The following is a 21,175-nucleotide window of genomic DNA, read 5'->3' as shown; positions in this document are numbered from 1 at the left end:
CGCATTTCCTGGCTGATGTTCACTTCGCGGATGCGCGGTTGTTCGTGTTCTGCCATTCGTTCAAACCTCCCTTTGAAACCTCCTCCAGTCCGGACCGCCCGGCCAGGCGGACGCGGACGGACGGCGGGCGCCGCTTCGCTCGCGCGCCGGGTGTCCCCGTCGGCAAGGTGAAGCGAGGAGGGCGGCTGATTCCCTCTTTTTTTATCCTAAATGTCCAAGTTTTTCACATAACGGGCATTTTCTTCGATGAACTGGCGGCGCGGCTCAACTTTATCGCCCATTAAAATTTCAAACGTTTCATCTGCGTCAATGGCGTCTTGCAAGCTCACTTGCAGCAACGTTCTCGTTTCCGGATTCATCGTCGTTTCCCAAAGTTGCTCCGGATTCATTTCGCCCAATCCTTTATAGCGTTGAATCGTCGGTTTTGGCTGGTCCGGCAGCTCGGCAAGGATTTTCTCAAGCTGGCGGTCGTTGTAAGCGTAACGCACCTGTTTTCCCTGCTCGATTTTATACAGCGGCGGCTGAGCGATATAAATGTAGCCGTGTTCAATCAATTCCCGCATATAACGGTAAAAAAATGTTAAAAGAAGCGTGCGAATATGGGCCCCGTCAACATCGGCGTCGGTCATGATGATGACCTTATGGTAACGCGCCTTTGAGATGTCAAACTCTTCGCCAATGCCCGTGCCAAGGGCGGTAATAATCGCCCGCACCTCATTGTTCGACAAAATTTTGTCCAAGCGCGCTTTTTCCACGTTAAGGATTTTCCCGCGCAGCGGCAAAATCGCTTGGAAATGGCGGTCGCGCCCTTGTTTCGCGGAGCCGCCGGCCGAATCGCCCTCGACGACATACAGCTCGCTGATCGACGGGTCTCTTGACGAACAGTCAGCCAGTTTGCCCGGCAAATTGGAAATTTCAAGCGCACTTTTGCGCCGCGTCAGTTCGCGCGCTTTTTTCGCCGCCAGCCGCGCCCGCGCCGCCATCATGCCTTTTTCGACGATTTTTCGGGCAATCGTCGGATTTTCAAGCAAAAACGTTTCAAATTGTTCGGAAAAGACAGCGTCGGTCACCGTGCGCGCATCGCTGTTGCCGAGCTTCGTTTTCGTTTGCCCTTCAAACTGCGGCGATGGATGCTTGATCGACACGATGGCCGTCAGCCCTTCGCGCACATCTTCGCCAGTCAAATTCGTGTCGTTTTCTTTAAAAATTTGCTGCTTGCGAGCGTAATCATTGATAATGCGCGTCAGCGCCATTTTAAAGCCAGATTCATGTGTGCCGCCTTCATGCGTATGAATGTTGTTGACAAACGAATAAATATTGCTCGTATAGCCGTCGTTGTACTGCAAGGCGATTTCTACGGCAATGCCGTCACGCTCGCCAGCGATATAAATTGGCTCTTCGTGCAGCACTTCTCGTGTTCGGTTCAAATGACGGACGTATGAACGAATGCCGCCTTCGTAAACATATTCGTTTTTTCGGCTGTCAACCCGTTCGTCCGTCAGCGTGATTTTTAAGCCGCGATTTAGAAAGGCGAGCTCACGCAACCGAGTGGCCAGCGTTTCATAGTCAAATTCGGTCGTCTCAGTGAAAATTTCCGGGTCCGGCTTAAAACGGGTCGTCGTTCCGGTCCGGTCTGTCTCGCCGATGACTTGCAAGTCGGTGCACGGTTCTCCGCGCTCGTACCGCTGGTAATGGATTTTTCCATCCCGATAGACGTAAACTTCGAGCCATTCCGATAAGGCGTTGACGACCGAAGCGCCAACGCCGTGCAAGCCGCCGGACACTTTATAGCCCCCTCCGCCAAATTTCCCACCGGCATGAAGGACGGTCATAATGACTTCGACGGCGGGACGCCCGGTCGCCTCGTGAATGTCAACCGGAATGCCACGCCCGTTGTCGGCGACGGTGATGCTGTTGTCTTTGCCGATCGTCACATCGATGTTTGTGCAATAGCCCGCCAACGCCTCGTCGATGCTGTTGTCGACGATTTCCCAAACGAGATGGTGCAGTCCTTTCGGCCCCGTCGAGCCGATGTACATCCCCGGGCGCTTGCGGACCGCTTCAAGGCCTTCAAGCACTTGGATTTGGCTTGCATCGTACGTCTGCTCAACCCGTTGTTCCATTGTCATGCCTGATCACCTACGCTTTCTTTGCAAACGTTCAACGGTCTCGCGGTCAAGAAGGAGCGGTTACCGAACCAGAATGGACTCGATAAATAGCCGCTTCTTGAATGATATCGTGCTTAATGCCGTCAATGCTTGTTGTTGTGACAAAAGTTTGCACTTTTTTCCGGATGGCATCAAGGAGGTGGGTTTGCCGAAAGTCATCAAGTTCTGACAACACATCATCCAGCAATAAAATGGGGTAATCGCCTAACTCGGAAAAGATGAGCTCAAGTTCTGCCAGCTTGACCGCTAGCGCGGTTGTACGTTGTTGCCCCTGGGAACCGAAAGTTTGCACGTTTTTTCCATTCACGAAAAACGCGATGTCATCACGATGCGGGCCGACCAGCGTTGTTCCCCGCTGAACTTCCCGTTCCCTCATGGCGGCGAACGTTTCACTGTATGCTTCTACTATTCTCGACAATTCCGCCTTTTCTGATACGTCGACCGACGGTTCGTATCGGATGCAAAGCTGTTCGGCGCCGCGGCTGATTTCATAGTGGATTGGCATCGCCCATTGCTCAAGCAGCGACAAAAACTGGCGGCGCCGCAGCGTAATTTTGGCCGCCAGCAATACAAGCTGCTCAGTTAACACATCAAGAACCGCCTCATCGCTCCGCTCGCGCGCCTGCATCATTTTTAAGTAATGATTGCGTTGTTGCAGCAGCTTTTGGTATTGGCTCAAATCATGTATATACACAGGCGACACTTGCCCGATTTCCATATCGACAAATCGGCGCCGCACTTGCGGACTTCCCTTGACTAAATTCAAGTCTTCGGGAGCAAACATGACGACATTCAAATGGCCGACGTATTGGCTGAGCCGCTGCTGTTCAATATGGTTGCATCTTGCTTTTTTTCCTTTTTTTGAAATAAGCAACTCAAGCGTTAACGACCCGCTTCGTTTTTCCGCTCTTCCTTCTATTTTAGCATACTCTTCATTCCAACGGATAAGGTCTTTATCGTTGGACGTGCGGTGCGACTTCGCCATAGCCAAAACATAAATGGCCTCCATCATGTTCGTCTTTCCTTGGGCATTTTCTCCTAAGATGACGTTCACGCCCTCACCAAAATTCAGCGTTTCATACTCATAATTCCGGTAATTCGTCAACGTTAAGTTGGTCAAAAACACCGAACCTTCACCTACTCCGCTTTTACGACGACGAACGTGCCAAACGGTTCAATGTCGATCCGGTCGCCGTCTCTCAGCTTTCGCCCGCGCCGGTTTTCCCGTTCTCCATTGACAAGCACGTGATGTTCCTGCAAAAACCATTTGGCCGCACCGCCAGTATCGATCAATCGCACAAGTTTCAAAAGCTGCCCCAGCGTAATCGTTTCCGTTGTAATCGTCACCCGTTGTTCCATCCGTGTCATCGCTCGCTTTCCTTCAAACTGCCTATTCTTTTATTTTACCGAAAAATCCGCCCACTCGCAAAGAAAGCCGATGGGAAGGATGGGCATAGATGTTGCCCGCCTTCTCATCGGACTTGAGAAAAAGCAGCGTTGTCGGGCGGCTTTTGCCCTTGAAGCTGAATGGTTTTCGCCAATAGGAGGGCGGTGGGTCAATATGTTCTCACCGGCAAAATGAGCTGAAGCATCGAATCGGTATGAAGCGGGCGCAACAGGAACGGCCGCATGGCCCCAGTGAAGCTGATTTGAATGTCTGTTCCATCAAGCGCCCGCAACGCGTCCATCATATATTTCGCGCTGAACGAAATGTTCAACTCTTCCCCTTCAAGAGACTCCGTTTGCAGCTGCTCCGTCACTTTCCCGATCTCCGGAGAAATCGAAGAAATTTCGAGCATTCCTCCAGGAAGCGTCGTTAGTTTCACAACGTTGTTCCTTCCTTCTCGAGCAAGCAAGGACGCTCGGTCGATTGCCTGCAGAAACTCTTTTGTATTGACGATCATGGTCGTTTTGCTTTCTGTTGGAATCAAGCGGGCCGTCTCCGGATAGTTGCCGTCAAGCAGCCGGGAAAAGAAGAGAAGGTGCTCGGCCTTAAATAGCACTTGATTGGCTGTCATGACGATGTCCACCGGGTGGTTGCCGTCATCCAAAATTTTGCTGAGCTCATTAAGACTTTTTCCAGGGATGACGACGTTGTATGATACTTCATTTTCCGACTCAATTTTCACTTTGCGCATGGCTAAGCGATGACTGTCGGTCGCTGTGCAGACAAGCTCGCCATGTTCAACTTTCCAGTTGACACCTGTCAAGATTGGGCGCGTTTCCGATGTAGAAACGGCGAACACCGTTTGCCGAATCACGGTTTTCAATAAATCAGCCGGGATTTGAAACACGTTTTCTTCTTCAATTTGCGGCAGGCGCGGATATTCGTCGGCGTTTAGCCCATTGAGGCGGAATTCTGAGTGCCCCGAGCGGATGATCGTCAAAAAGTTGTCTTCCGTTTCGATTTCCACCGTTTGTTGCGGCAGTTTTTTCACGATTTCAGAGAAAAAGCGCGCCTGCAGTACGATGCTCCCCGGTCTTTTCACGTCAACGAGCAACTTGCCTTCTTTTTCAAGCGGAATAAACGATTCAATTGAAATGTCGGAATCGCTTCCGGTCAGCGTTACTCCCGAGGCGGTTGCTGTTAGTTTGATTCCGGTCAAAATCGGAATCGTCGTTCTTGTCGATACGGCTTTCATCACGTCTTGGACGCTCTTGGCCAACGCTTCGCGGTCAATGGAAATGTTCACGTTGCTGTTCCTCCCCGTTTCTTTAGATCGTCGGAAATAAATTATAAAAATATAAAAACAAAAACCGTAGTACTAGTCGTATGGCTTGTTAGTATGTGGATAAACAAAAAAAGCGAAGCAAGCACAGCCTGTCCACATGTGGATAAGCTGTGCATAAAACCGAGACAGTTGTTCACAGTTGCTTCAGCTTTTCTTGAATCTCTTGTATATGCCTTTGCAGCTGCGTATCGGTTTGCAAAAGCTTTGATATTTTTTCATGGGCGTGGATGACGGTTGTATGATCGCGTCCCCCAAATTCATCGCCGATTTTCGGCAACGAACAGTCGGTCAGTTCGCGGGAGAGATACATGGCAATTTGCCGAGGGAACGCGACCGATTTTGTTCGCTTTTTCGCTTTAAAATCTTCCATCTTGATGTTGAAATGCTGTCCAACAACGCGCTGAATGTCTTGAATCGTGATTACCTTCGGCTTTGCGCTCGGGATGATGTCTTTCAATGCCTCTGCTGCCAAGTCAGCGGTGATCTCTTTGTTGATGAGCGACGAATAAGCGACGACGCGAATGAGAGCGCCCTCAAGCTCGCGGATGTTCGAGTCAATTTGATTGGCGATATAAAGCATTACCTCGTTTGGAATGTCAAACCCCTCCGCCTTCGCCTTTTTGCGGAGGATAGCGATCCGCGTCTCCAAATCAGGCGGCGTAATGTCGGTGATGAGCCCCCACTCAAAGCGCGAACGCAAGCGGTCTTCGAGTGTTGGGATTTCTTTCGGCGGTCGATCGCTTGAGATGACGATTTGCTTGCTCTCCTCGTGCAGCGTATTAAACGTATGGAAAAATTCTTCTTGCGTTTGTTCTTTTCCGGCCAAAAACTGAATATCATCGATCAGTAGGACGTCAACGTTCCGATACTTGTTGCGAAAGTCGTCAGGGCGGTTGTCTCGGATGGCGTTAATAAACTCATTCGTAAATTTCTCTGAAGATAAATAGACCACTTTCGCCGATGGGTTATGTTCAATCACGTAATGGCCGATCGCGTGCATTAAGTGTGTTTTTCCAAGTCCGACGCCGCCATAGATAAACAAGGGGTTGTATGCTTTGGCCGGAGCCTCAGCGACCGCCAGTGAAGCGGCATGGGCGAACCGGTTGCCGGAGCCGATGACAAACGTATCGAACGTGTATTTCGGATTTAACATGCTTTGTGGGAAATCGTTTGTCTCTTCATACGGTTTCCGTTGCTTTTTCTTAGATGACTGGAACTCTAGTTCTTCATCATCCTGATTTGGCGGAATGATAAACTTGACGGCCAATTCTTCGCCCGTGATGGTGTAGATCGTTTCCGCAATCAAATGAGAGTAGCGAGAATCAAGCCAATCTCTAGCAAACTCGTTCGGGGCTACGATGACGAGCGTGTCACCTCGTAAAGAGTGGGCTTTTGTTGACTTGAGCCAAGTTTCAAAGCTCGGCTTGCTGATTTTTTGTTCAATCTCCGCGAGCACGCGATCCCATAAGTCATGGATATTTTCCACCCGTTGCCCCTCCCTTAAGTCAGAGGATGATCGTTTGTTTAAAAAAATAAGTTTGTGGAAAAAGCATATTAAGGAAATAAAGAAGCTTTTCGACAAAATCCACCATCTGTGGGTAACATTATTAACGCGTTGTGAAAAAACTATCCACAATCTATCCACAAAATGTGGATAGACTCCTCTTATCCACATAATTATCCATAGTGAAAACACAATAATAATAGCAAATAAAGCGGCTTGTTGCAACGGGATTTTTTTGATTATCCACAAAATGGACGGGATGTGAAAAAATCATTATCCACACCATTGAACATGTGAAAAAAATGTCGATAAATGTTGTGGATTGTTGATAGGGAGAAAAAATTTATCCACAGCGCTGATCAGAGTTGGAAAAACGAAGAGGCGGTTGACATTTGCTAAGATTGTTCAATATAATGAGAAAGACTGCCCGTAACTGTTATTCCCTAGGGAGGTGTCATAGATGAAACGGACGTATCAACCGAATAGACGGAAACGAAGCAAAGTGCACGGATTCCGCGCGCGCATGAGCACGAGAAACGGCAGAAAAGTGTTGGCGCGCCGCCGCCGCAAAGGAAGAAAAGTTTTGTCTGCATAATAGGCCACTGAAGTTTCAGTGGTCTTTTTTCTCAATATTTTGCCGCCGGGAAATTAGGCAAATGGAGTGTTTGGGGAGAATGAAAAAAAAGTATCGGATCAAGAAAAACGAAGAGTTCCAGGAAGTGTTTCAGAGGGGCGCTTCAACGGCCAACCGCCAGTTTGTCATCTACACGCTTGACCGCCCGGAGCAGCCTTATTTTCGCATCGGGCTGTCTGTCAGCAAAAAACTTGGCAAGGCTGTCGTCCGAAATCGAATCAAGCGCTACATCCGCCAATGCTTCCTCGAATTGAAAGAGGAGATTGCCCCTGGCAAAGACTATGTCGTTATCGCTAGGCAGCCGGTGGCGGAGATGAATTATGCGGAAGTAAAAAAAAGTTTAATCCATGTGCTCCGGAAATCCGGAGGGCTGAAAAAAGGAGGCCAACCGTCGCATTCGGCTTGAAAAAATGCTCCACGCGGCAAAAAAAATGGTAAAATACATACGTGAACTTGTATATGTGGGAGGAAAAAGAAGGTGAAAAGGCGAATCAGATTCATCATTTTGTTCGGTGCGTTAGCGGCTGTGCTGGCCGGATGCACGGAAATTCACAAACCGATCACCCCGGAAAGCAAGGGGTTTTGGAACGAGTATATCGTTTATCCGCTTTCTTGGCTGATCAAATATGTCGCCGGGCTGCTCGGCGGAAGCTTTGGGTTGTCCATCATTGTCGTCACCATTTTGATCCGCTTATTGATTTTGCCGCTGATGATTCAACAGACGCGCAACGCGAAGGCGATGCAAGCGCTTCAGCCGGAAATTGAAGCGCTCCGCAAAAAATACAGCTCAAAAGACGCGCAAACTCAACAAAAGCTCCAGCAAGAGATGATGCTCTTATTCCAAAAGCACGGCGTCAACCCAATGGCCGGCTGCTTCCCGATTTTGATCCAGATGCCGATTTTAATTGGATTTTACCATGCCATCATGCGGACGAGAGAAATTGCCCAACATAATTTTTTATGGTTTGACCTTGGCGAAAAAGACCCGTACTACATTTTGCCGGTCATTGCCGGCGTGACGACGTTCATCCAGCAGAAAATCATGATGGCCGGCTCCGCTCAGCAAAATCCACAAATGGCGATGATGCTTTGGATGATGCCGATTATGATCGTCATTTTCGCGATCAACTTCCCAGCTGCTTTGTCGCTTTACTGGGTCGTCGGAAATATTTTCTCCATTGTGCAAACGTATCTCATTAAAGGGCCGGAGATTGCCGCCCATTCAGGAGGAGCGAAAAAGTGAAAGAAGTGACCGCGACTGCCCGGACAGTCGAAGAGGCGGTGCAGTTGGCGCTCGCGCAGCTTGGCGTGCCTCGAGAGCGTGCGGTTATTGTTGTGCTCGATGAAGGGAAAAGAGGTTGGTTTGGCTTGTTTGGCGGCCGGCCGGCGGTTGTGAAAGCCGTGCTGAAAATCGACCCGGTTGAGGAGACGGTTCGCTTTTTGCAGCAAGTCATCGCGCAAATGGGGGCGGAAGGGGCAAGCATCGAAGCCGTCCGCCGCGGCAAGCAGGTGACGCTTCATGTGCACGGGGGGCCGGTCGGTCTATTGATCGGCAAGCACGGGCAAACGTTAAACGCTCTTCAGTTTTTGGCGCAGCTCGTCGCCAACCGCCATGCTGACGAATACGTGTCGATTGCCGTCGATGTCGAAAATTACCGCGAACGAAGGGAAAAGGCGCTGATCGAACTGGCGCACAAGCTGGCCGCCCGGGCGGTGAAGACGGGAAAAGAAGTAAGGTTGGAGCCGTTGCCGGCGCATGAACGGAAGATCATCCATGCAGCGCTGGCTGACAACAAGCACGTCTTGACCTATTCCGTTGGCGTTGATCCGCACCGTTCGATTGTCGTCGCTCCGAAAACAGGCAAAATGTCGCCGAAAAAAGAGGCGCCTCGCTAAACTGTAGAGAGGCGGCCTCTTTTTTTACGGTATTGGCGCCGCCTGGAAGATTGGCGATGGAAATGGGGGAACGCTCCAGCAAGAGCTTCTTCAAATGGGGAAACAGCGCAGCAACGGTCTTTTTTGCCTATCCGTCCAGATGATTGTGAAGCAATCACTAGTTTCCACCAACTTTTTTTTTGACGGCCGCCGCTTATATTTTTCAACAACCGCGTTGAGCGCGCCGTATTGTTATTCACATGTGGATAAGTTAAAATTGAACTAAGTGAATATGCACAAGGAAAAAAAGCGGCCAAAACGGGCTGTGGATATAGAGAAAGCGGAGCAAAGAGAGGTGAACAGCTTTGACGGAATTTGATACGATCGCCGCCATTTCGACGCCGATGGGCGAAGGGGCGATTGCCATCGTTCGGTTGAGCGGAGATCAAGCGGTTGAGATCGCTGACCGGCTTTTCCGCAGCCCGAGCGGAAAGCGGCTCAAAGACGTTCCATCACACACGATCCACTACGGGCATATCATCGATCCGAAAAGCGGACGGGTCGTTGAAGAAGTAATGGTATCAGTTATGCGCGCACCGAAGACGTTTACGCGCGAGGACGTGGTCGAGATCAACTGCCATGGCGGGTTTGTTTCCGTCAATCGGGTGCTGCAGCTCGTGCTGGCAAACGGGGCGCGGCTCGCCGAGCCGGGGGAGTTTACGAAGCGGGCGTTTTTAAATGGGCGCATCGATTTATCTCAAGCTGAGGCAGTCATCGACCTGATCCGCGCCAAAACCGACCGGGCGATGAACGTCGCCCTACAGCAAATGGAAGGGCGCCTGTCAAAATTGATTCGCGAGTTGCGGCAGACGATTTTGGAGACGCTGGCACATGTTGAAGTCAATATCGATTATCCGGAATACGATGATGTCGAAGAAATGACGCCGCGCCTTTTGCGGGAAAAGGCGGAATATGTGCGCGGGCAAATTGAAAAGCTGCTGTCGACCGCCGCGCAAGGAAAAATATTGCGCGAAGGGCTGGCAACGGTCATCATCGGGCGGCCGAACGTCGGCAAATCGTCGCTTTTGAATGCGCTCGCCCATGAAAATCGGGCGATCGTCACCGATATTCCGGGGACGACGCGCGACGTCATCGAGGAATATGTCAACGTCCGGGGCGTACCGCTTCGCTTGATCGATACGGCTGGCATCCGCGAAACCGAAGATGTCGTCGAACGGATCGGCGTCGAGCGCTCGCAGCAAATGTTGAAGCGGGCCGACTTAATTTTGCTCGTTTTGAATTATCATGAACCGCTGACGGAAGAGGACGAGCGGCTGTTTGCCATGATCGAGGGAATGGACGCCATCGTCATTGTGAATAAAACCGATTTGCCCCGGCGGATCGATATGGAGCGGGTCAAGGAGCTGGCGGCCGGCCGGCCGGTCGTGGGGACATCCCTGTTGCATGAACAAGGAATTGATGAACTGGAGAAGGCGATTGCTGACCTGTTTTTTGGGGGTGAGCTGGAAGCCGGCGATTTGACGTACGTTTCAAACTCTCGCCATATCGCCTTGCTCGAGCAGGCGAAAACAGCGATCGAGGATGCCTTGGCCGGCATTGACGCCGGCATGCCGGTTGATCTCGTCCAAATCGATTTGCGCCGGGCATGGGAGTTGCTTGGCGAAATCATTGGTGATACGGTCCATGAAAGCTTGATTGATCAGCTGTTTGCTCAGTTTTGTTTAGGAAAATAAGCGAGGAGGAAATGCCATATGGATTACCATGGAGGAACGTATGACGTCATTGTCGTTGGCGCTGGCCATGCCGGCTGCGAAGCGGCATTAGCTTCGGCGCGCATCGGGGCGAAGACGCTTGTCATTACGCTCAACCTCGATATGATCGCGTTCATGCCGTGCAACCCGTCGATCGGCGGCCCGGCGAAAGGAATCGTCGTGCGCGAAATCGACGCTCTCGGCGGGGAAATGGCAAAAAACATTGACAAAACATACATTCAAATGCGGATGCTAAACACCGGCAAAGGGCCAGCCGTCCGCGCGCTTCGGGCGCAAGCCGATAAAGTGCTGTACCAGCGGGAAATGAAAAAAACACTCGAAAATCAAGAGAATTTGACGCTTCTGCAAGGAAAAGTCGAGCGGCTGATCGTCGAAGACGGCGTTTGCAAAGGTGTCATCACTCACACGGGGGCGCATTATTACGCCAAGGCGGTCGTCATTACGACCGGGACGTTTTTGCGCGGGGAAATCATCATCGGAGACATTAAATATTCGAGCGGCCCGAACAACCAGCAACCGTCGATTAAGCTGTCCGAGCATTTAGAAGAGCTTGGGTTTGAGCTTGTTCGCTTCAAAACGGGCACGCCGCCGCGCGTCAACAGCCGGACGATCGACTACAGCAAAACGGAAATTCAGCCGGGAGACAAGGAGCCGCGCGCGTTTTCGTACGAGACGACAAAATACATCACTGATCAGCTGCCGTGCTGGCTGACGTACACGACGGAGGAAACACACCGCATCATCGATGAAAACTTGCACTTGTCGCCGATGTACTCCGGCATGATCAAAGGAACCGGGCCGCGCTATTGCCCATCGATCGAGGATAAAGTCGTCCGGTTCCACGATAAGCCGCGCCATCAAATTTTCCTCGAGCCGGAAGGGCGGGAAACAGAAGAAGTGTACGTGCAAGGGTTGTCAACAAGTTTGCCGGAACATATCCAGCGCAAGCTGCTCGAGACGATCCCGGGACTTGAGAAGGCGCAGCTCATGCGGGCTGGCTATGCGATCGAGTATGATGCCATCGTGCCGACGCAGCTATGGCCGACGCTCGAGACGAAGCTTGTGAAAAACTTGTATACCGCAGGGCAAATCAACGGCACGTCCGGCTATGAAGAAGCGGCAGGCCAAGGCATTATGGCCGGCATTAACGCCGCCCACCGTGCGCTCGGCCGCGAAGAAATCATTTTAAGCCGTTCTGATGCCTATATCGGCGTTTTAATCGACGACTTGGTGACGAAAGGGACGAATGAGCCGTACCGCCTGCTGACGTCGCGTGCCGAGTACCGGCTTTTGCTTCGCCATGACAACGCCGATTTGCGCCTGACCGAGCTCGGCTATCGGATCGGTCTCATTTCCGAAGAGCGGTATCAAAAATTTTTGGCGAAAAAAGAGGCGATCGAACGAGAGAAAAAGCGGCTGCAAACGGTGATCATCAAACCGACGCCAAAAGTGCAGGAAGTCATCCGTGAAGCGGGTGGAAGCGAGCTGAAAGACGGCATTCGCGCCGCCGATTTGCTCCGACGCCCGGAGATGACGTACGAGCACATCCGAAAACTGGCGCCGGCTGACGAGGAGATCGCTCCGGAAGTGGCTGAGCAAGTCGAAATTCAAATCAAGTACGAGGGCTACATCCAAAAATCGTTGCAAGAAGTCGAACGGCTCAAAAAAATGGAAAACAAAAAAATCCCGGAAGATATCGATTACGACGCCATCCAAGGGCTTGCAACCGAGGCGCGGCAAAAGCTCAAACAAGTGCGCCCGCTTTCGATCGCCCAGGCGTCGCGCATTTCCGGCGTCAATCCGGCCGATATTTCGATATTATTAGTGTATTTGGAACAAGGAAGAATCGCGCGCGTGTCGAATGAATAAACAATGAGGGAAAGGATTGGCTTATGGAGGCGACACAATTTCAAACCATGCTCGAAGAGAGGGGAATTCTCCTCTCTTCCCGGGCGCTTGCGCAGTTTGAGCGCTATTACGAACTGCTCGTTGAGTGGAACGAGAAAATGAATTTGACCGCTATTACGGACAAGCCCGGCGTCTATGTGAAGCACTTTTTCGACTCGGTGTCCCCGGCTTTTTACTACGACTTTTCAGCGCCGCTTGCGCTTTGCGACGTCGGATCCGGGGCGGGATTTCCGAGCCTTCCGCTCAAAATTTGTTTTCCGCATTTGCGCGTTTCCATCGTTGATTCGCTGCAAAAACGCATCCGTTTTTTAGAGCATCTGATCACCGAGCTCGGGCTTGCGGACGTGGCGCTTTACCACGAACGCGCTGAGACGTTCGCCCGTCAAAAGGGGATGCGCGAATCATTTGACGTCGTCACGGCCAGAGCGGTGGCGCGCATGCCAGTGCTTGTCGAACTTTGCCTTCCGCTCGTGAAAATGGGCGGGACATTCATTGCGATGAAAGCTGCTTCGGCGCTCGAGGAGCTGAAAGAGGGAAACAAGGCGATTTCTGTGCTTGGCGGAGAAGTGACGGCGACGGAAACGTTCACGTTGCCGTTTGACGAAGGCGAACGAACGATCATTTTCATCCAAAAAATGAGAAAAACGCCGAACCAATACCCGCGCAAACCGGGAACGCCGAACAAACAACCGATTCAGTAGCGTCTTTGCGGGCGGGGGAGGGCTTTGCCGGCTGAAAGAGAGAAACAAGCTGTTTCGCTCCCCGCCTTCGTCCCGCGCCAAAAAACCGACCGTAAGGCGGCGTATGCCGGGCGAGACAGAGACATTTTGGCCAAGTATGTCCAAAGGTGGTGTAGGGGGATGAAGCATCCATTTTCGCGCTTGTTCAGCTTTGGAGAAAAAGAACAGGAAGAAATGGAGGAAAAGCAAGAGCGGGAGGAAGTTCGCCACATTCCGGTCAAAAGCATTATTCCGAACCGCTTTCAGCCGCGCACGATGTTTGATGAAGAGAAGATCGACGAGTTGGCGCTGACGATCCGTACGCACGGCATCATCCAGCCGATCGTCGTCCGCGAATGCGGGAACGGACGGTTTGAAATCATCGCCGGCGAGCGGAGATGGAGAGCGGTGCAAAAGCTTGGCTGGACGGAAATCCCCGCGATCATCAAAAACTTAAATGACAAAGAAACCGCCTCCGTCGCCCTCATTGAAAACTTACAGCGCGAAGAGTTGACGCCGATTGAAGAGGCGATGGCGTACGCCAAATTGATCGAGCTCCATGATTTGACGCAAGAAGCGCTCGCTCAGCGGCTCGGCAAAGGACAGTCGACGATCGCCAATAAGCTGCGTCTGCTGAAACTCCCGCAAGAGGTGCAAGAGGCGCTCTTGCAACGGGCGATTACGGAACGTCATGCGCGCGCGTTGATTGCCTTGAAAGATAAAGAAAAACAGCTGAAACTGCTGCAAGAAATCATCGACAAACAGTTGAATGTCAAGCAGACGGAAGATCGGGTGTTAAAGCTGCTCGAGGCGGGGGAACGGAAGCCAAAACCGAAGCGAAAGGCGTTCAGCCGCGATATGCGCATCGCCGTCAACACGATCCGCCAGTCGCTTTCCATGGTCGAAAGCAGCGGGGTGTCCGTTCAATCGGAAGAAGAAGAATTCGATGACTACTATCAAATTACGATTCGAATCGCGAAAAAATAACGAAAGTCACCTTTTGCCTCATCAAGCACTGCTGATGGGGTTTTTTCTTTCAGAAAACAAAGTCATTTTCCTGTTTTCGTGCTAAAATAAAATGGATTGAGGAAGAGATAGAGGTAGGTGGCATCGTGGGAAAAGTCATTGCTATTGCAAACCAAAAAGGCGGAGTTGGAAAAACGACGACGGCGGTCAATTTATCGGCATGTTTGGCGCATCTTGGAAAAAAAGTGCTGCTTGTTGACGCCGATCCGCAAGGAAATGCGACGAGCGGCATCGGCATTGAGCGAGGCGATGTGGACGAATGCATTTACAATGTCATCATTGGCGACATGAAAGCAAAAGATGTCATTCGACCGACGGACATCGAAAATTTATACGCCATTCCAGCGACGATCCAGCTCGCCGGCGCAGAAATTGAGCTCGTCTCGGTCATTTCCCGCGAAATCCGGCTGAGAAACGCGATCGAGCCGCTGAAAGACAAATACGACTTCATTATTATCGATTGTCCTCCTTCGCTCGGCTTGCTGACGCTCAACGCGTTGACAGCGGCCAATTCTGTGCTCATCCCTGTCCAATGCGAATATTATGCGTTAGAAGGGCTCAGCCAGCTGCTTAACACGATCCGGCTTGTGCAGCGGCACTTAAACTATGATTTGCGCCTCGAAGGCGTTCTGTTGACGATGCTTGATGCAAGGACGAATCTAGGCTTGCAGGTCATTCAAGAAGTCAAAAAGTATTTCCGCGAAAAGGTGTACCAGACGATCATCCCGCGAAACGTGCGGCTGAGTGAGGCGCCAAGCCATGGCAAGCCGATCATTTTGTACGATGTGAAATCGCGGGGGGCGGAAGTGTATTTGGAACTGGCGAAGGAGGTGCTTGAACGTGGCTAAAGGTCTCGGCAAAGGCATCAGTGCGCTGTTTGACAACCTTTCTCTCAATGAACTTAATGGGAAAGAGGAAACGGTGCGGGAAGTAAGCATTCACGACCTTCATCCAAACCCGTACCAGCCGCGGAAAACGTTTCAGCCTGAGGCGATTGAGGAGTTGAAGCAATCGATTTTGCAGCACGGCATTTTGCAGCCGCTCATCGTCCGCCGTGTACCGAACGGATTTGAAATCGTCGTTGGTGAACGGCGCTATCGGGCGGCCAAAGAGGCGAATTTGCCGTCAGTGCCGGTCGTGGTGCGCGAGTTGACTGATGAGCAAATGATGGAGTTCGCCCTTCTTGAAAACNTGCAGCGCGAGGATTTGAACCCGATCGAGGAAGCGATGGCGTACAAAATGTTGATGGACAAGCTGCACTTAACCCAGGAGGAAGTCGCGAGCCGTGTTGGGAAGAGCCGTCCGCACATCGCTAATCATTTGCGTTTGTTGTCCCTCCCTTCAGATGTGCAAAAGCTGCTCATTGATGGCACACTTTCGATGGGACATGGCCGCGCGCTTTTAGGGCTGAAACAAAAAAGCAAAATGAAATCGATCGTGGAACGGACGATTCGCGAAGGGTTGAACGTCCGCCAGCTTGAAAAACTGATCCAACAAGCGAACGAAAATGTTTCACGTGAAACATCGAAGCGGAAACCGCCGGAAAAAAGCGTGTTTATTCGGGAAAGCGAATCGTTGCTGCGCGAAAAATTCGGGACGAACGTCACGATTAAACAAACGAGGAAAAGAGGAAAAATTGAAATTGAGTTTTTTTCTCCGGAAGATTTAGAGAGAATATTAGAACTGCTCGATGTGCGGTTCGACGAGTAAGTCGGCCCTTTGATCAAGGCCGGTTTATTTTTTTGCAAGAGAGGGTTGGACATCATGGTGTTGTTAGGAACGATTGTCAATGGAGTGAGCATTATCGCCGGGGCGTTGATTGGAAAATGGCTTCATCGCATCCCCGAGCGAGTGAAGGAAACGGTGATGGGGGGGATTGGGCTTGCGGTGGCGCTGCTTGGCATACAAATGGGAATGAAAAGCGAACAGTTTCTCGTTGTTATTTTCAGCCTTGTTTTCGGCGGCATTCTCGGGGAGTGGTGGAACTGGGAGGAAAAGCTGAACCGGCTCGGTCAATGGCTCGAGGTGAAAGTGAGCGGAAACGGGCAAGGAAGCATCGCTAAAGGGTTTGTCAGCGCAACGTTGTTGTTTGTCATCGGGGCGATGGCCATCGTCGGAGCGCTTGACAGCGGGCTGCGCGGCGACCATAGCGTCTTGTATACGAAATCGATTTTAGACGGCTTTGCCAGTGTCATTTTGACGACGACGCTCGGCATCGGCGTCATCTTCTCCGCCTTGCCGGTCGTTGTTTATGAGGGGAGCATCGCGCTGTTGGCGACGCAAATCGAACGGTTTGTGCCGAAGGAAGTGCTCGATTCGTTCATCGCCGAATCAACGGCGACCGGAGGCATTTTAATTATGGCCATTGGACTCAATATGCTCGGTTTGACGAACATTCGCGTGGCCAATTTGCTGCCGAGCATTCTCATTACGGCAGCCGCCGTTTTCATTCTTTCACTCGTTTAACGACCGGTTGTTTTGGCCGGACAGAAAAGAAATCCCCTCCTTGAACAGCTGACCAAGAGGGGGATTTGCTGCCTACCATAATGAATGCCGGTCTGTTGAGAGCGGAGGGGCAGCGAGCCGCTCTTTTCGGAGGATGAACCGCTCCGCTTCGTAAATGCCATTGGCGATCGTTTTCGCCATATTCATGACAAGATGGAGGCGCGTATTTTGCAGGACGAAAAACTCCATAAACCCGCTGACATTGACAACCCCAGTAATATGGGCGTCGCCGACGGGAAGGAGCTGTTTGTTGACCCCAGCCCCAGGGCGGACGGGTCCTTTGGCAATCGTGATGGCGCCGACGCTTTTCAGCCGCCCGAGGCAGGCATCGACCGCGATCATGAACGGATCGTTATGAATGAGTCGAATGGCTTCTACCTTTTCTTCCAAATTAACGGCATGGATTGGTTCTTCGAGTGTTCCGTACACGTGGAAGCGAGCCAACGGCTTCTCTTTGAGCATCGTGCCGACGAGCGGTCCAAGCGAATCGCCGGTCGAGCGGTCTGTGCCGATGCAAACGATAGCGACCGGCTGAGCGAGCGGGTCGGGAAGCAGTGAGGCGACCCGCCAAGCGATCGACGACACCGCCCCTTGCTCATCGTAAAACACGCGGTCCCTTTCCTCCTTGGATGAGTAAAATATCGATGGTATGCTCATTCGCTTCACTCCTACTTTCGTTTCAAAAGTATTAACAGTATACGGAAAATAAAAGAATGATATACATTTCATTGTTCGTTTTCTTGCCTTTTCTTCGCGATAACGGGATATCGGGCTACAAATCAGCGGCCGGTCTTGTTAAAATAAAAGCGCAGAACAAGAAAAAAGATTGAGGTGTCGCCAACGTTGAACACGATGGAAAAAACGATGAGCCGATTGTTCGCATTTTTGATAGATGAGAAATTGTGGCTCCAGATCGGAAAAGGGACGCTGAAGATTGTTCTTATCCTACTCATATGCGCCATTGCGGTGAAAGTGTTGAAAATTGCCGTTCATAACATGTTCAAAGTGCGACAGAAGGCGCCGATCCGCATTTCCGAACGGCGGGAGGCGACGCTCGTTCGGCTGCTCGACAACGTCATTACGTACGTACTATATTTTATTGCGCTCTTGATGATTTTAGATACGTTTGGCGTTCCCGTCAAAGCGCTGCTCGCCGGGGCTGGGGTCGTCGGGCTGGCCGTGGGTTTTGGCGCACAAAGCTTAGTGAAAGACATCATCACTGGATTTTTCATCATTTTTGAAGACCAGTTTGCGGTCGGCGATTATGTGCGCATTGGCAATTTTGAAGGGTATGTTGAAACGATTGGGCTTCGGGTGACGAAAATTAAAAGTTGGACCGGGGAAGTGCACATTTTGCCAAACGGCAGCATCACTCAAGTGACGAACTATTCACTGCACAACAGCCTCGCTGTCGTTGACGTCAGCATCGCCTATGAAGAAGACATTGAAGAGGCGGAGGAAGCCATCCGCGAGCTTCTTCCGCAGCTGCCGGCGAAGTATGAAGACATGGTCGCCCCGCCGGAATTGCTTGGCGTGCAAAATTTAGCCAGCTCGGAAGTCATATTGCGCATCACGTGCGAAACGAAGCCGATGCGCCATCTGGCGGTCGCTCGGGCGATCCGCAAGGAAGTAAAGCTGCTGTTGGACGAACGGGGAATCGAAATCCCATACCCACGGCTTGTGCTGCATCGCCGCGACGAACAAGAGCAGCCCGAGGCAAAGCCGCAACGGGAGCAATCGTTGTCATAGGGAGGTGGATCGATGGAAGAGAAACAGTTCGGCCTATACGATATCGTCGAAATGAAAAAGCCGCACCCATGTGGAACGAATCGTTGGAAAGTGATTCGCTTGGGCGCTGACATCCGCATTAAATGCGAAGGGTGCGCCCATAGCGTTTTGTTGCCGCGCAAAGAGTTTATCCGCAAAATGAAAAAAGTGCTCGTCAAGCATGAAGAATAAGCAAATGAATCATGGTGGCGAGGCCATGCTCTTTTGTTGCGAAGGGGAAGGGAGAAAATGACGGAAACGACGCATGTAACATCATGTCCGCTCAACTGCTGGGACGTATGCGGGCTGAAGGTGACGGTGAACGAGGGGAAAGTCGTACGGGTTGACGGCGACGAACACCATCCCATCACGAAAGGGAACATTTGCGGACGCGGGCGGATGTTGAAAGAGCGGGTAAACGCCAAAGAACGCCTTCTCTATCCGTTGAAAAAAGTAAGCGGGCAGTTCGTTCGCATTTCTTGGGAAGAGGCGCTTGATGACATCGCCGGGAAAATGCGGAAGTTGAAAGAACAATTTGGGCCGACAGCCGTGCTTCACAGCCATGATTACGCCAACAACGGGCTGCTGAAAAACCTGGACCGCCGTTTTTTTAATTGTTATGGTGGGGCAACAGAGCTTATCGGCAGCCTTTGCTGGGGCGCGGGCATTGAGGCGCAGACATGGGATTTTGGCAACGCCTACAGCCATGCGCCAGAAGATATCGACAACAGCCGCCACATCGTCATTTGGGGGCGAAACGTCGCCCGCACGAACATGCATTTATTCGAGCGGTTGCTTGCCGCGAAAAAACGCGGGGCGACAATTGTGGTCATCGATCCGCTGTTTGGCCCGACGGCGCGCATCGCCGATCAGTACGTATGCATCAAGCCGGGAATGGACGCTTTTTTGGCGATGGGCATTATGAAAGAGCTGCTTCGACTCGGGTTGGAGGACCGGGCCTTTATCAAGCAACACACAATTGGGTTTGATGATGTCAAACAACTATTGCAGACAATTTCGTTGGCGGAGATTGAGCGGCATACCGGTGTTAGCCGCGATCAAATGACGGAGCTGGCCCGGCTTTACGGGGACCGGCCGACCGCAACGTATCTTGGCCTTGGCATGCAACGCTATGCGAACGGCGGCAATACAATCCGATGGATCGATGCCCTTGTCGCCGCAAGCGGCAACGTTGGCATTCCGGGTGGAGGGGCGAATTTTGGCAACTTGCAGGTGGGCGAGTGTTTTGATAAAGCCGCATTGACGCTCCCAGAGCGGAAAACGGCATCGCGCACATGGACGATGATGAAGCAGGGAGAAGAGATATTGCGGGCGAATGATCCTCCGATCGGCATGGTGATCGTCACGTGCGGCAACCCGCTCGCTCAAGTGCCGAACACGAACTTGATGAAAAAAGCGTTCGCTTCCGTTGAAACGGTGGTTGTGTTTGAGCAGTTCATGACCGATACGGCTGCAATGGCTGATTATGTTTTGCCAGTAGCGGCTTCGTTTGAAGAGGAAGACGTCTATTGTTCATCGATGTACCATGCGTATTTGAACTACGGGCCGAAGCTTGTCGACCCGCCGGGTGAGGCGAAGCCGGACTTGTGGATTTGGACGGAGCTGGCAAAAAGGCTCGGGTTTGGGGATGATTTTGCCTATACGCGTGAGCAGTTTCTTGCGATGGCGCTCCGGCCGTTGGAGCATCACGGCATTACGCTGAAGCGATTGAAAACAGAACACCGCGTCCTTTTGCCTGTCGAACCGGTGCCATGGCGCGACCGCCGGTTTCAAACGCCAAGCGGAAAATACGAATTTACGTCAACCATCGCCAAGAAAAAAGGGATGGATGGCCGGCTGCAAATCATGTATCCGGCCGAATCGGAGGAGTCCAATCCGGCACTAGCCGCCAAATATCCGTATCGGCTGTTGACGATCCATCCGCTCCGTTCGAATCATTCGCAACATTATCCGCTCATCCCAGCGCTTCAGACAGTCCGCATTGAGGTAGCGGCTGATGTTGCTGCGGCAAAGGGTCTTGCCGATGGCGACCGGGCGCGTGTTTACAACGACCGTGGATCGCTCGTGGGAACGGTCAAGGTGCTTGATGGCGCCTATCCAGGCACGATCAACATTGACGAAGGACAATGGGGAGTGTTCGGCGGGCCGGTCAACGTCCTCACGTCCGATTTGGAGTCGGATAACGGCTGCGGCAGCACGCTGTATGACTGTTTGGTCAATATTGAAAAAGTCACGTCGGAAGCAAAGTAAGCGGTTCACAGTTGCTTCGGATCAGTAGAAAAAAGATATTGTCGATGACAAAATGCGGTTTGAGGCTGTTGATCCGAAAAGATGATTTTGTCATCCAAGTGTTGGGAAAAGGGCGCAAACTTCCGCCTTTTTTGAAGCGGGTGGGAGAGGAAACATTCCCCGCTTGCGGCTCGCTTGTCATTTTCTGCGCCAGCCCATATAATGAGGAAAGATGTGAACGGGAAAGAGGAGTGGAACGAATGGGATTGACAGCAGGAATCGTCGGATTGCCGA

Annotated in this window: 21 protein-coding genes and 1 pseudogene; 16 read left to right on the top strand and 6 right to left on the bottom strand. The window is 51.6% G+C overall.

From position 1 onward, the window contains the following. A partial coding sequence (locus tag VU18_RS20860; RefSeq protein WP_236687433.1) for a hypothetical protein occupies window positions 1-284 on the top strand: 284 nt, incomplete at its 5' end. Here VU18_RS20860 and gyrB read toward each other — a convergent pair. The 5 genes from gyrB to dnaA form a co-directional block, all read right to left on the bottom strand. Continuing rightward, on the bottom strand, window positions 207-2,129 hold the full coding sequence (gene gyrB, locus VU18_RS15300; protein WP_014194553.1) for a DNA topoisomerase (ATP-hydrolyzing) subunit B: 1,923 nt from the start codon (window positions 2,127-2,129) through the stop codon (window positions 207-209). The genes VU18_RS20860 and gyrB overlap by 78 nt on opposite strands. Window positions 2,130-2,175: 46 nt before the next feature. Beyond that, window positions 2,176-3,294, bottom strand: a complete 1,119-nt coding sequence (gene recF, locus VU18_RS15295) for a DNA replication/repair protein RecF (protein WP_011229520.1) — start codon at window positions 3,292-3,294, stop codon at window positions 2,176-2,178. Window positions 3,295-3,305: 11 nt separating this feature from the next. Next, entirely contained in the window at window positions 3,306-3,536 is a 231-nt protein-coding gene (gene yaaA, locus VU18_RS15290) for a S4 domain-containing protein YaaA (protein WP_012820418.1), read from the bottom strand. Between the two features lie 188 nt (window positions 3,537-3,724). Then, window positions 3,725-4,861, bottom strand: coding sequence for a DNA polymerase III subunit beta (gene dnaN, locus VU18_RS15285; protein WP_011229518.1), 1,137 nt, complete (start codon window positions 4,859-4,861; stop codon window positions 3,725-3,727). A gap of 172 nt (window positions 4,862-5,033) precedes the next feature. Further along, entirely contained in the window at window positions 5,034-6,386 is a 1,353-nt protein-coding gene (gene dnaA / locus VU18_RS15280; protein WP_011229517.1) for a chromosomal replication initiator protein DnaA, read from the bottom strand. 478 nt (window positions 6,387-6,864) lie between these two features. On the opposite strand from dnaA, the gene rpmH reads away from it, so the two are divergent. The 12 genes and pseudogenes from rpmH (at window position 6,865) to VU18_RS15225 (ending at window position 16,825) form a co-directional block, all read left to right on the top strand. Beyond that, window positions 6,865-6,999 carry a 50S ribosomal protein L34 gene (gene rpmH, locus VU18_RS15275; RefSeq protein WP_003253900.1) on the top strand — a complete coding sequence of 45 codons (135 nt, stop codon included), beginning with the start codon at window positions 6,865-6,867 and terminating at the stop codon, window positions 6,997-6,999. 79 nt (window positions 7,000-7,078) lie between these two features. Then, window positions 7,079-7,444: a ribonuclease P protein component gene (rnpA, locus tag VU18_RS15270; protein WP_011232960.1), complete on the top strand. Its 366-nt coding sequence runs from the start codon at window positions 7,079-7,081 to the stop codon at window positions 7,442-7,444. Window positions 7,445-7,516: 72 nt separating this feature from the next. Beyond that, window positions 7,517-8,281 carry a YidC family membrane integrase SpoIIIJ gene (gene spoIIIJ, locus VU18_RS15265; protein ID WP_011232959.1) on the top strand — a complete coding sequence of 255 codons (765 nt, stop codon included), beginning with the start codon at window positions 7,517-7,519 and terminating at the stop codon, window positions 8,279-8,281. Next, window positions 8,278-8,934, top strand: coding sequence for an RNA-binding cell elongation regulator Jag/EloR (gene jag, locus VU18_RS15260; RefSeq protein ID WP_011232958.1), 657 nt, complete (start codon window positions 8,278-8,280; stop codon window positions 8,932-8,934). The genes spoIIIJ and jag overlap by 4 nt, the downstream gene beginning before the upstream one ends. 344 nt (window positions 8,935-9,278) lie before the next feature. After that, complete coding sequence (gene mnmE, locus VU18_RS15255) at window positions 9,279-10,667, top strand: tRNA uridine-5-carboxymethylaminomethyl(34) synthesis GTPase MnmE (RefSeq protein ID WP_011232957.1); 1,389 nt, start codon at window positions 9,279-9,281, stop codon at window positions 10,665-10,667. Between the two features lie 18 nt (window positions 10,668-10,685). After that, a complete protein-coding gene (mnmG, locus tag VU18_RS15250) occupies window positions 10,686-12,575 on the top strand; it encodes a tRNA uridine-5-carboxymethylaminomethyl(34) synthesis enzyme MnmG (protein ID WP_011232956.1) in 1,890 nt (629 codons plus the stop codon). A 23-nt stretch (window positions 12,576-12,598) separates the two neighbouring features. Beyond that, the gene (rsmG, locus tag VU18_RS15245) at window positions 12,599-13,315 is read left to right on the top strand and encodes a 16S rRNA (guanine(527)-N(7))-methyltransferase RsmG (RefSeq protein ID WP_011232955.1); all 717 of its coding nucleotides are present in this window, start codon (window positions 12,599-12,601) and stop codon (window positions 13,313-13,315) included. A gap of 159 nt (window positions 13,316-13,474) precedes the next feature. Continuing rightward, on the top strand, window positions 13,475-14,320 hold the full coding sequence (noc, locus tag VU18_RS15240; RefSeq protein WP_011232954.1) for a nucleoid occlusion protein: 846 nt from the start codon (window positions 13,475-13,477) through the stop codon (window positions 14,318-14,320). A 125-nt stretch (window positions 14,321-14,445) separates the two neighbouring features. Beyond that, window positions 14,446-15,207 carry a ParA family protein gene (locus VU18_RS15235; RefSeq protein WP_033024483.1) on the top strand — a complete coding sequence of 254 codons (762 nt, stop codon included), beginning with the start codon at window positions 14,446-14,448 and terminating at the stop codon, window positions 15,205-15,207. Then, window positions 15,200-15,550 (top strand): annotated as a pseudogene (locus tag VU18_RS20855) (ParB/RepB/Spo0J family partition protein); the annotation flags it as partial. The gene VU18_RS15235 and the pseudogene VU18_RS20855, both read left to right, overlap by 8 nt. A gap of 1 nt (window position 15,551) precedes the next feature. Then, on the top strand, window positions 15,552-16,069 hold a 518-nt coding region (locus VU18_RS20850), incomplete at its 5' end, for a ParB/RepB/Spo0J family partition protein (protein WP_236687432.1). A 54-nt stretch (window positions 16,070-16,123) separates the two neighbouring features. After that, window positions 16,124-16,825: a DUF554 domain-containing protein gene (locus tag VU18_RS15225; protein WP_011232951.1), complete on the top strand. Its 702-nt coding sequence runs from the start codon at window positions 16,124-16,126 to the stop codon at window positions 16,823-16,825. A gap of 72 nt (window positions 16,826-16,897) precedes the next feature. Here the strand turns inward: VU18_RS15225 and yyaC are convergent, their stop codons facing one another. Next, complete coding sequence (yyaC, locus tag VU18_RS15220; RefSeq protein WP_011232950.1) at window positions 16,898-17,521, bottom strand: spore protease YyaC; 624 nt, start codon at window positions 17,519-17,521, stop codon at window positions 16,898-16,900. Between the two features lie 186 nt (window positions 17,522-17,707). On the opposite strand from yyaC, the gene VU18_RS15215 reads away from it, so the two are divergent. The 3 genes from VU18_RS15215 to VU18_RS15205 are packed head-to-tail and all read left to right on the top strand — an operon-like array spanning window position 17,708 to window position 20,902. Then, the gene (locus tag VU18_RS15215) at window positions 17,708-18,613 is read left to right on the top strand and encodes a mechanosensitive ion channel family protein (RefSeq protein ID WP_011232949.1); all 906 of its coding nucleotides are present in this window, start codon (window positions 17,708-17,710) and stop codon (window positions 18,611-18,613) included. Between the two features lie 12 nt (window positions 18,614-18,625). Further along, window positions 18,626-18,823 (top strand): DUF951 domain-containing protein, encoded by a 198-nt coding sequence (locus VU18_RS15210; RefSeq protein ID WP_011232948.1) that lies wholly within the window; start codon window positions 18,626-18,628, stop codon window positions 18,821-18,823. 57 nt (window positions 18,824-18,880) lie between these two features. Next, the gene (locus tag VU18_RS15205; protein ID WP_033024482.1) at window positions 18,881-20,902 is read left to right on the top strand and encodes a molybdopterin-dependent oxidoreductase; all 2,022 of its coding nucleotides are present in this window, start codon (window positions 18,881-18,883) and stop codon (window positions 20,900-20,902) included. Window positions 20,903-21,175: the final 273 nt, after the last annotated feature.

Source organism: Geobacillus sp. ZGt-1, from assembly GCF_001026865.1.
Lineage (GTDB): Bacteria > Bacillota > Bacilli > Bacillales > Anoxybacillaceae > Geobacillus > Geobacillus thermoleovorans.
This window is presented reverse-complemented; position numbering and strand designations above follow the sequence as displayed.